A 10,529-nucleotide genomic window follows, 5' to 3' on the forward strand; every position below is an offset into this window, starting at 1 on the left:
CCTCCGTACCGTGGCAACTCCGACCGCCCGTCCACTGGCGGTTACCGCGGTAACTCCGAGCGTCCGCAGCGTGATGGTGAGCGTCCTCCGTACCGGGGCAATTCGGACCGTCCCGCCGCCGGGGGATACCGGGGCAATTCGGACCGCCCGCAGCAGGATGGAGAGCGTCCTCCGTACCGTGGCAACTCCGACCGCCCGTCCACTGGCGGTTACCGCGGTAACTCCGAGCGTCCGCAGCGTGATGGTGAGCGTCCTCCGTACCGTGGCAATTCGGACCGTCCCGCCGCCGGGGGATACCGTGGCAATTCGGACCGTCCGCAGCAGGGTGGAGAGCGCCCTCCGNTGGCAATTCGGACCGTCCCGCCGCCGGGGGATACCGTGGCAATTCGGACCGTCCGCAGCAGGGTGGAGAGCGCCCTCCGTACCGCGGCGGCTCCGAGCGCCCCTCCACCGGTGGGTACCGGGGTAACTCTGAGCGTCCGCAGCAGGGTGGGGAGCGCCCTCCGTACCGGGGTAACACTGACCGTCCCTCCGGCGACGGCGAGCGCAAGCCCTGGGCCAAGGACGGCACCCGTCCCGAGCGCAGCGACCGCCCGCAGCAGGGCGGCGACAAGCCGTGGACTCAGCGCGGCGGTTCGCCGAACCGCGCCGGCGCCCCGCGTGGTGACGCCGGAAAGAAGCTGTGGACTCGTGACGGTGCCCCGGCCCGCGGTGACCGCGATGCCCGTGTCGTCGAAGAGGAGATGACCGAAGAGCAACGCATGCAGCGCGAGCTCCGGTCGGTGCGCCCGCGCCACGACGACCCGGAACTGCCCGACGACATCACGTCGCAGGACCTCGACCGGATCGCCCGCAACGAGCTCAAGACCCTCAGCAAGGACAACGCCGAAGCCGTCGGCCGCCACCTGGCCATGGCAGCCCGCGTCATCGAGGAAGACCCCGAGCTGGCACACCGTCACGTCATGAGCGCCGCCCGGCGCGCCGGCCGCATCGCCGTGGTACGCGAGAGCCTCGCGATCACCGCGTACGCCACGGGCGACTTCGCCCTGGCGCTGCGGGAACTGCGCACCTACCGCCGCATCTCCGGTTCCAACGATCAGCTCGCGCTGATGGTGGACAGTGAACGCGGCGTGGGCCGCCCGGACCGGGCGCTCGAGCTGGGACGTTCCGTCGAGCGCGCCTCACTGCCGGCATCCGTTCAGGTTGCCCTGGCGATCGCCATGTCGGGTGCCCGACTGGACCTCGGCGAGACCGAGGCCGCTCTCAGCGAGCTCGAGATCCCGCAGCTGAACCCGAAGACCGCGTTCTCCTACAGCGCCGAGCTTTTCGCCGCCTACGCCGAGGTTCTCGGCGAGCTGGGCCGCGACGACGAGGCCGAACTGTGGAACGAGCGGGCCGAACGGGCCGACGCCGCCGTCTCTGGCGAGACCGCGTTCGACGAGACCATGGAGATCCTCGAGATCGACGAGGAAGAGTCCGACGAGGAAGACGACCAACACGATATCGACTTCGACGACGACGCGACCGATGTCTCCGACGATGAGTTCGCGGGCCAGGCCGCCGACGACGCCCCTGACGACGATGCTGCTGACGAAGACGAAGACGAAGACGACGACGCCGCTGACGCCGACGAAGATGCCGCCGCCGACGACGCCGCTGACGACGCCGCTGGCGCCGACGAAGACGACGCCGCCGTCTCTACCGACGACGAGGCGGAGCACGATGCTGAGGCGTCGCCGCGTGGGTGAGTCGGTCACCCCGCTGACCGGCGTCGACGTGGTGCTGGCCGACCTGGACGGCGTGGTCTACGCCGGTCCGTCGGCCATCCCGTTCGCGGTCGAGAGCCTGAATCGCGCGGCCGAAACCGTGCGGGTGGGCTACCTCACCAACAACGCGTCCCGCACCGACCAGTCCGTGGCGGACCACCTCTCCGAGCTGGGCCTGCACACCGTGGCGACGGATGTCGTGACCTCGCCGCAGGCCGCCGTGCGGCTGCTTGCGGATGAGGTGCCGGCCGGCTCGCGCATCCTCGTGATCGGAGGCGAAGGTCTCCTGACCGAGGTCGAAAAGGGCGGCTTCGTCGTCACCCGCTCGGCCGACGATGCTCCGGCGGCCGTGATCCAGGGTTTCTCGCCCGATCTCGGCTGGAAGGACCTGGCCGAGGCCGCGTTCGCCCTGCACCCGAACGACGACGGCGTGGAGATCCCCTGGATCGCCACGAACACCGACTGGACCATCCCGGTGGCCCGGGGGATCGCGCCCGGAAACGGCACCCTCGTCTCCGCCGTGCACATCGCCGTCGGACGCCTGCCCATCGTGGCCGGCAAGCCCGAGGTGGCCATCTTCACCGAGGCCATCACCCGGTTCGCGGCCCATGCGCCCCTGTTCATCGGAGACCGCCTCGACACCGACATCCTTGGCGCGAATCGCGCCGGCATCCCGGCCGTGCTCGTGCTCACCGGCATCGACAAGGCCAAGCAGGCGCTGGCCGCCGACGCCAAGTCGCGGCCGACCTACCTCCTCGACGACCTGCGCCAGCTGCATGAGCCCTATCCCGAGACGGTGTTCTCCAAGGATGGCTCCTCCGCCACGGTCAGCGGGGCGACGGTGCGCATCGTCGGCACCGACGTCACGATCGTGGCCGAGGGTGACGGGGCGATCAACCTGCTCCGCGCCGCCTGCGCCGTGATTTGGGCATCCGGTCGGCCCATCTACGGACTCAATGTTCCGGAGCGACTGTATCTCGGACGGTAACGTGGAGAGGGTGAATCAGCCCCGAATGACGACGGACGACGTGACCCGGGATCTTCCCCCGCGGCTCACCGCGATCGAAGACCTGCCCCTCGAGGAGCGCGCCGCGGCGTACGCGCGTGAGCACGACGGGCTGCGGGACCACCTCGAAGGCGGAGACGTTCCCCGGGCGAGCCACTCATGACGGAATTCGACGCAACCCCGAACGACGGCCCCGACGACGGCCCTGCAACCCCGATTGACGGCCCCGCAGACACGAGCGCGCCCGACCCCAGTGTCACCGGTGACCGGATGCCCGACCAGCGCCTCGATTCGGCCCTCGCCGAGCGCGGCCTGGCCCGCTCCCGCACCGTGGCCGCGCAGCTGATCGTGGCCGGACTGGTCACGGTCGACGGCCGACCCGTTGTGAAGGCATCCGCCAAGGTGCGGGACACCCAGCTGATCGAGGTGGCGGCCACCGACCACTACGTCAGCCGCGGCGCCCACAAACTCATCGCCGCCCTCGACGCCTTCGCCATTCCGGTGGAGGGCCGCACGGTGCTCGACGCCGGCGCGTCCACGGGCGGCTTCAGCCAGGTGCTGCTCGAACGCGGCGCCGACCAGGTCATCGCGGTCGACGTCGGGCATGGGCAACTGGCCCCGCAGCTGGCGGCCGAGCCGCGGCTCGTGCTCGTCGAGGGGTTCAACCTGCGCTACGCCACGGCCGAGAAGATCGCGGCCGCCTCCGGCGTGCCGCAGCGGGCCGACCTGGTCGTGGGGGACCTGTCCTTCATCTCCCTGCCCACCGTGCTGCCGGCCCTGGTGGCGACCGCCGCCGAGGGGGCCGATTTTGTGCTGCTGATCAAGCCGCAATTCGAGGTCGGCAAGGGCAGCATCCGTGAGGGCATCGTTCACGATCCCGGCCTGCGCGCCGACGCGATCGCCGGCGTGCTCTGGGCGGCCTGGGACCTCGGCCTCAGGACGAACGGCCTGATCGCCTCGCCGATCGCCGGCGGCGCCGGAAACCGCGAGTACCTGTGCTGGCTGTCGAGCGCGGTCGGCAGCAATCCGACAGAATGGATCGAACGCACAACGGCGCTGGTGGGAGTGACTAAATGAGTGCAGCAGCACGCAACATCCTCGTCGTCGCGCACACCGGCCGCACGGACTCCCTCGAGGCCGCGGTCACCGTCTGCCAGCAGCTGCTGGCCGCCGGAGCCGTGCCGGTCCTGGCCCGCAACGAGCGCGCCGATCTGCTCGCGCACTGCCCCGACCTCGACGACCGGCTCGCGATCCTGCACGAGAGCATCGCGACCACCGAACTCGAACTTGTGATCGTGCTCGGCGGCGACGGCACCATCCTGCGCGCCGCCGAAATCGTGCGCGGCTGCTCCGCCCCGCTGCTGGGCATCAACCTCGGCCACGTCGGCTTCCTCGCCGAGAGCGAACGCGACGACCTGGGCGAGGCGGTCCGCCGCGCTCTGCTGCGCGACTACCTGGTCGAGGAGCGCATGTCCCTCGCCGTTCGGGTCAAGCTCGGCGACGAGGTGATCTACGAGAGCTGGGCGCTGAACGAGGCCACGGTCGAGAAATCCAGCCGGGAACGGATGCTGGAGGTCGTCATCGAGGTTGACGGCCGCCCGCTCTCCTCCTTCGGTTGCGACGGAGTGGTGATGTCCACGCCCACGGGCTCCACCGCCTACGCCTTCTCGGGCGGCGGCCCGATCGTCTGGCCGACGCTCGACGCGCTGCTGCTCGTGCCGCTCAGCGCCCACGCCCTCTTCGCCCGCCCGCTCGTGGTGGGCCCGGACTCCTCGCTCGCCGTGGAGGTGCTCGCCCGCACCGGCGGGGCCGCGGTGCTCTGCGCCGACGGCCGCCGCGTGCGCGACCTGCCACCTGGCTCGCGCGTGATCGTGCGCCGGTCACCGATTCCGGTGCGTCTGGCCCGCCTGCACAGCGGCCCGTTCACCGACCGTCTGGTCAACAAGTTCAACCTGCCCGTCACGGGCTGGAGAGGCCCGGTCGGCCGTGAATAGGCGGTCCGCATGATCGAGGAACTCGTCATCCGTGACCTCGGCGTCATTGCCGAAGCCACCCTCCCGCTCGGCCCCGGCTTCACCGCCGTGACGGGCGAGACCGGCGCCGGCAAGACCATGGTCGTCACCGCGCTCGGGCTACTGCTCGGCCAGCGCGCCGACCCCGGTCTGGTGCGCCAGGGCCAGCCGCAGAGCTGGGTCGAGGGCCGCTGGCTGATCCCCGCCGACGGCACCGTCGCCACCCGCGTGCGCGACGCCGGGGGAGACCTCGACGGACCCGAACTCATCCTCAGCCGCTCCGTCTCCGCGGAGGGCCGCAGCCGGGCCGTGGTCGGCGGGCGCAGCGCCCCCGCCGGGGTGCTCAGCGACCTCGGCGGCGACCTCGTTGTCGTGCACGGCCAGTCCGACCAGGTGCGCCTGCGCTCGGCCGTCGCCCAAGCCGCCGCCCTCGACCGTTTCGCGGGGCCGACGCTCGCCGACACCCTCGACCTGTTCCAGGCGGAGTACCACCGCTGGCAGGGTCACCAAGCCGACCTCGAACGACTCGTCGACGAGCAGGACCAGCGGGCCCGCGAGGCCGACGAGCTGCGTGCCGCGATCGACGAGATCGAACTCGTCGCCCCGCAGCGCGGCGAGGACGATGCCCTCGGCGAACGCGCCGAACGTCTCGGCAACCTCGAGCAGCTGCGCGTCGCGGCCGCCCAGGCCCGGGAACTGCTCTCCGCCGAGGAGAACCCCGACGACCTGCCCGACGCCGTGGCGCTGCTCGACTCCGCCCGGCGCCAGCTCGAACGGGCCGGCGAGCACGACCCGGCCCTGCCGCCACTGGCCGAGGCCCTCGCGAACGCCGGCTTCCTGATCGCCGACATCGCCGCGCAGCTCTCCAGCTACCTGGCTGCCCTCGACGCCGACGGCGCCCGTGAACTCGAGGTGGTGCAGGAGCGTCGCGCCGTGCTCACCGGGCTGGCCCGCAAGTACGCCGGCGGCCTCGACGAGGCCATCGACTTCCTCGACACCGGCAGCGCCCGACTGCTCGAGCTCGACAGCGACTCCGACCGCATCGACTTGCTCCGCACCGAAACGGATGCCGCGCGCCAGACCGCCGACGACCTCGCCGACCGACTCACCGGCATCCGTCGCGCTGCCGCAGAGGCCCTCGGAGCAGCCGTCACCGTCGAACTGGCGGCCCTGGCCATGCCGAACGCGTCGCTGCTGGTCGAGGTCGACGACCGGGCCGAGATCACCGCCACCGGACGCGACCTCGTGAAGATCCTGCTGCGTCCGCACGCGGGAGCCGAGCCCCGGTCGTTGGCGCGCGGGGCATCCGGTGGCGAACTGTCCCGGGTGATGCTGGCGATCGAGGTCGTCATCAACCAGGCCGACCCGGTGCCGACCTTCGTCTTCGACGAGGTCGACGCCGGCGTGGGCGGCGCCGCAGCCATCGAGATCGGCCGCCGCCTGGCCAGGCTCGCCGAGACGGCCCAGGTAATCGTGGTCACCCACCTCGCCCAGGTGGCCGCGTTCGCCGGCAACCACCTCAGCGTCGTGAAGGACAGCGACGGTTCCGTCACGGCCAGCAGCGTGCGCCAGCTGCAGGGCGACGAGCGCGCCGCGGAAATGGCCCGCCTGCTCTCCGGTCTGCCCGATTCCGCGAGCGGACTCGAACACGCCCGGGAGCTCATGAACCTTGCCCGCGCCAACCGTTAGGTCTGCCCGCACTGCTAGAGTCGAAGCCCGTGGTGGAAAATAAAAGCACGGACGAATCAGTACGCAACGACACGACGCGGCACATCTTTGTGACCGGTGGTGTCGTTTCTTCTTTGGGCAAGGGCCTGACGGCGGCCAGCCTCGGCAATCTACTTACGGCCAGCGGTCTCCGCGTGGTCATGCAGAAGCTCGACCCCTACCTCAACGTCGACCCGGGCACGATGAACCCGTTCCAGCACGGCGAGGTCTTCGTGACCGACGACGGCGCCGAGACCGACCTGGACATCGGGCACTACGAGCGGTTCCTCGACATCAACCTGAACCAGGCCGCGAACGTCACGACCGGTCAGGTCTACTCGCAGGTGATCGCCCGGGAACGCCGCGGCGAGTACCTCGGCGACACCGTGCAGGTCATCCCGCACATCACCGACGAGATCAAACGCCGCATGCGCCTGCAGGCCAGCGACGAACTGCGCCCCGACGTGATCATCTCCGAGATCGGCGGCACGGTCGGCGACATCGAGTCCCAGCCGTTCCTCGAGGCCGCCCGCCAGGTGCGCCACGAACTCGGCCGAAACAACGTCTTCTTCGTGCATGTCTCCCTGGTGCCGTTCCTCGGCGCCGCGGGGGAGCAGAAGACCAAGCCCACCCAGCATTCGGTTGCCGCCCTGCGTTCCATCGGCATCCAGCCGGATGCGCTCGTGCTGCGCAGCGACCGTCCCGTCTCCGACTCGAACAAGCGCAAGATCGCGCTGATGTGCGACGTCGACGAAGACGCCGTGGTCAACGCGGTCGACGTGCCGAGCATCTACGAGATCCCCACCATGCTGCACGAGCAGGGCCTCGACAAGTACATCACCGACCACCTGGACCTGCCCGTCACCAGCGTGGACTGGTCCGGCTGGCAAAAGGTGCTCGACGCCGTGCGCGAGCCCCAGCACACCGTCACCATCGGCCTGGTCGGCAAGTACATCGACCTGCCCGACGCCTACCTGTCCGTCACCGAGGCGCTCCGCGCCGGCGGGTTCGCGAACCAGACGAAGGTCCAAGTCACCTGGATAGCCTCCGACGATTGCGAGACCGAGGAGGGCGCGAACCGCCTGCTCGGCGAGCTCGACGGCATCTGCGTTCCCGGCGGCTTCGGCGTGCGCGGCATCGAGGGCAAGCTCGGCGCCCTCAAGTTCGCCCGCGAGAACGGCATCCCCGTGCTCGGCCTCTGCCTCGGCCTGCAGTGCATGGTGATCGAATACGCCCGTAACAAGGCCGGCCTCACCGGTGCATCCTCGTCGGAGTTCGACGAGGACACCGAGTTCCCCGTGGTCGCGACCATGGAAGAGCAGGTCGAGATCATCGCCGGCGGCGACCTGGGCGGCACCATGCGACTGGGCCTCTACCCGGCCGCCCTGGCCGAGGGATCCCTCGTGGCCGAGCTCTATGGCGCCTCCGAGGCGTCCGAGCGTCACCGTCACCGCTACGAGGTCAACAACGCGTTCCGCTCTCAGATCGCGGATGCCGGCCTCTGGTTCTCCGGAACGTCACCCGACGGCCACCTGGTCGAGTACGTCGAGCTGAAGCGCGAGGAGCACCCGTTCTACGTGGGCACGCAGGCTCACCCGGAGCTGCGCAGCCGGCCCAGTCACGCGCATCCGTTGTTCCGAGGCCTGATCAGCGCGGCCCTGGACCGTCAGCAGGCCAGCCGCCTGTTCGAGGTCGAAACCAAGGAAGAAGCCTGAGTCGTGACCTCTGCATCCGCTGACAGTGTGACCGCCGAGAAGTCCGCCGAGTCCGCCTCCGCCCCATTGGCGGATGAGCCGGCGTTCGCGCCGGTCTCGGCCAGCGCGATCGTCTTCGACGGCAAGGTCTGGGATGTCCGCCGGGACACCTTCGGCTACAACGGTTCCGGCATCGTGCGCGAGTACCTGGACCACCCGGGCGCCGTGGCGATCCTCGCCCTCGACGAGCAGGACCGCGTGCTGCTGATCAAGCAGTACCGGCACCCCGTGCGCGTGCGCGACTGGGAGCTGCCGGCCGGGCTGCTCGACGAAGCCGGCGAGCACCCCCTCGTCGGCGCGCAGCGGGAGCTGGCCGAGGAGGCCGACCTGGTCGCCACCGAGTGGAACATGCTCGGTGAGTTCTACACCTCACCCGGCGGCAGCAACGAGGTCATCCGAATCTACCTGGCTCGCGGCCTCTCCGCGGCCCGGGAGGTCTTCGAGCGCACCGAGGAGGAAGCCGACATCGAGGTGCGCTGGGTTCCGCTGGACGACTGCGTCGACGCCGTGCTGGCCAGCCGGGTGCAGAACCCGTCGCTGGTGATCGGCGCGCTTGCCGCCCAGACGGCCCGGTCCCGCGGGTGGAGCACCCTCGGGTCAGCGGATGCGCCGTGGCCGCGGCATCCGGTCAATTGGGACCACACGGTGTGACCGGTTGGCCTCGCCCATCGATGTGAGCGGTTCCGGCCACGGTGTGCCTGATGCTGCCGATGGTGGGGCAACTCCTGCCAGGGGCAGCGCTGGTGCGAGCGTACCGGCGTCGCGGGACGCGGCAGGTGCGGCCGTTGCTGCGGCCGTGGACTCGTATCTGCGGCATGTGGCGATCGAACGCGGCCTGAGCACCAACACGGTGGCCGCCTACCGGCGGGACCTGGCGATCTACAGCCGGTGGCTGGCGGACGCGCACCTGACCGGGCTGGCCGACGTGACCCGGCAGCACATCTCCGACTACGTGCGGTTCCTGGGCTCCCGCGAGGAGTCGCCGCTGACCGCGGCGTCGATCGCGCGCATCCTCTCGACGGTGCGCGGGTTCCACCGCTTCCTGCTCGAGGAAGGCGTGGTCGACACGGATGTCGCGCACGAGTCCAAGCCGCCGAAGCTCGGCACCCGGCTGCCCAAGGCCATCTCGATCGAGCAGGTCACCCTGTTGCTCGCGGCGACCGACGGCGACGACGTGGCGAACCTGCGCGACAAGGCTCTGCTCGAGCTGCTCTACGCCACGGGCGCCCGCGTCTCTGAGGTGGTCAACCTCAACGTGGACGACGTGCTCGATCCCGAGGTGGTGCGCCTCACCGGCAAGGGCGACAAGCAGCGCATCGTGCCCGTCGGCAGTTACGCGCGCACGGCCATCGACACATTCCTGGTGCGGGGGAGGCCGCTGCTCTCCGCCCGCGGACCGGCGACGCCGGCCCTGTTCCTGGGTCTGCGCGGCAAACGGCTCAGCCGGCAGAACGCGTGGCTGATCATCCGGGCGGCTGCCGAACGTGCCGGCCTCGACGGTCACGTGTCGCCGCACACACTGCGGCACTCCTTCGCGACGCACCTGCTCGAGGGCGGGGCCGATGTGCGCGTGGTGCAGGAGCTGCTCGGACACTCCTCGGTGGCCACCACCCAGATCTACACTCTCGTCACCGCTGACACCCTCCGCGACATGTACACGACCGCGCATCCCCGGGCGCGGGTTTCTCGTTCCGCCCCGCCGGTCGAGCCGCCGCCCGGTGGTTGAGCGGCCCGCCGGTGGTTGAGCTTGTCGAAACCCGGTGACCTGACCTGCGACCTGGCCCGCCGGTGGTTGAGCTTGTCGAAACCCGGTGACTTGACCTGCGACCTGGCCCCGCCGGTGGTTGAGCTTGTCGAAACCCGGTGACTTGACCTGCGACCCGGCCCGCGGGCATCCGTCACCGTCGCTAACGCCGGAGTCTTTCGAGAAACACCGCTCGAGCGGCCGCGGAACCCGGCGTGTCGCGACTTTCTCCTCAGTCACGTGTCGACGGATGCCACCAGCCGCCCCCGCTCGCGGTGCGGCACCTCGGCGGGGGAGCGAAGCCACCCGCGCGTCCCTGTCAGTGGTTGACCCGGCCGAACCTCGGGGCCCCGTCCCTCGAGCCCGCGGCTGACTGTTGCCGTTCCGGACGACTGTTGCCCGTGTACCGGCAACAGTCGTCCGGAACGGCAACACTTGCCGCCGGGTCCGCGGGTCCGCCGCGCGGAGCCGCGCGGGCAGCGCGGGCAGCGCGGGCAGCGGGGGCAGCGGGGCAGCGGGGGCAGCGGGGGCAGCGGGGGC

At 70.5% G+C, this 10,529-nt stretch carries 9 protein-coding genes; all 9 read left to right on the plus strand.

Translation table 11 applies throughout. From position 1 onward, the window contains the following. Nucleotides 1–743: 743 nt before the first annotated feature. Nucleotides 744–1,748, plus strand: coding sequence for a hypothetical protein (locus tag E3T28_RS12705; RefSeq protein ID WP_174844013.1), 1,005 nt, complete (start codon nt 744–746; stop codon nt 1,746–1,748). After that, entirely contained in the window at nt 1,723–2,754 is a 1,032-nt protein-coding gene (locus E3T28_RS12710) for an HAD-IIA family hydrolase (RefSeq protein WP_134431844.1), read from the plus strand. Before E3T28_RS12705 ends, E3T28_RS12710 begins: the two co-directional genes overlap by 26 nt. Nucleotides 2,755–2,764: 10 nt before the next feature. Next, nucleotides 2,765–2,935 (plus strand): hypothetical protein, encoded by a 171-nt coding sequence (locus E3T28_RS16945; protein ID WP_166787029.1) that lies wholly within the window; start codon nt 2,765–2,767, stop codon nt 2,933–2,935. Nucleotides 2,936–3,042: 107 nt separating this feature from the next. Further along, complete coding sequence (locus E3T28_RS12715; RefSeq protein ID WP_134431859.1) at nt 3,043–3,849, plus strand: TlyA family RNA methyltransferase; 807 nt, start codon at nt 3,043–3,045, stop codon at nt 3,847–3,849. After that, entirely contained in the window at nt 3,846–4,766 is a 921-nt protein-coding gene (locus E3T28_RS12720; protein WP_134431847.1) for an NAD kinase, read from the plus strand. The genes E3T28_RS12715 and E3T28_RS12720 overlap by 4 nt, the downstream gene beginning before the upstream one ends. Before the next feature lie 9 nt (nt 4,767–4,775). Beyond that, nucleotides 4,776–6,473 (plus strand): DNA repair protein RecN, encoded by a 1,698-nt coding sequence (recN, locus tag E3T28_RS12725; RefSeq protein ID WP_134431850.1) that lies wholly within the window; start codon nt 4,776–4,778, stop codon nt 6,471–6,473. Between the two features lie 11 nt (nt 6,474–6,484). After that, complete coding sequence (locus tag E3T28_RS12730; protein WP_194088567.1) at nt 6,485–8,206, plus strand: CTP synthase; 1,722 nt, start codon at nt 6,485–6,487, stop codon at nt 8,204–8,206. Nucleotides 8,207–8,209: 3 nt separating this feature from the next. After that, complete coding sequence (locus tag E3T28_RS12735; RefSeq protein WP_420898269.1) at nt 8,210–8,896, plus strand: NUDIX domain-containing protein; 687 nt, start codon at nt 8,210–8,212, stop codon at nt 8,894–8,896. A 145-nt stretch (nt 8,897–9,041) separates the two neighbouring features. Beyond that, nucleotides 9,042–9,971, plus strand: coding sequence for a site-specific tyrosine recombinase XerD (gene xerD, locus E3T28_RS12740; RefSeq protein WP_134431856.1), 930 nt, complete (start codon nt 9,042–9,044; stop codon nt 9,969–9,971). Nucleotides 9,972–10,529: the final 558 nt, after the last annotated feature.

The sequence above is a fragment of the Cryobacterium sinapicolor genome, assembly GCF_004403465.1.
Classification (GTDB): Bacteria; Actinomycetota; Actinomycetes; order Actinomycetales; family Microbacteriaceae; genus Cryobacterium; species Cryobacterium sinapicolor.

What these genes read in the sequence shown, in the direction of transcription:
- E3T28_RS12715 (WP_134431859.1), top strand. Translation starts at nt 3,043, where the DNA reads ATGCCCGACCAGCGCCTCGATTCGGCCCTCGCCGAGCGCGGCCTGGCC.
- E3T28_RS12720 (WP_134431847.1), top strand. Translation starts at nt 3,846, where the DNA reads ATGAGTGCAGCAGCACGCAACATCCTCGTCGTCGCGCACACCGGCCGC.
- E3T28_RS12705 (WP_174844013.1), top strand. Translation starts at nt 744, where the DNA reads ATGACCGAAGAGCAACGCATGCAGCGCGAGCTCCGGTCGGTGCGCCCG.
- recN (WP_134431850.1), top strand. Translation starts at nt 4,776, where the DNA reads ATGATCGAGGAACTCGTCATCCGTGACCTCGGCGTCATTGCCGAAGCC.
- E3T28_RS12710 (WP_134431844.1), top strand. Translation starts at nt 1,723, where the DNA reads ATGCTGAGGCGTCGCCGCGTGGGTGAGTCGGTCACCCCGCTGACCGGC.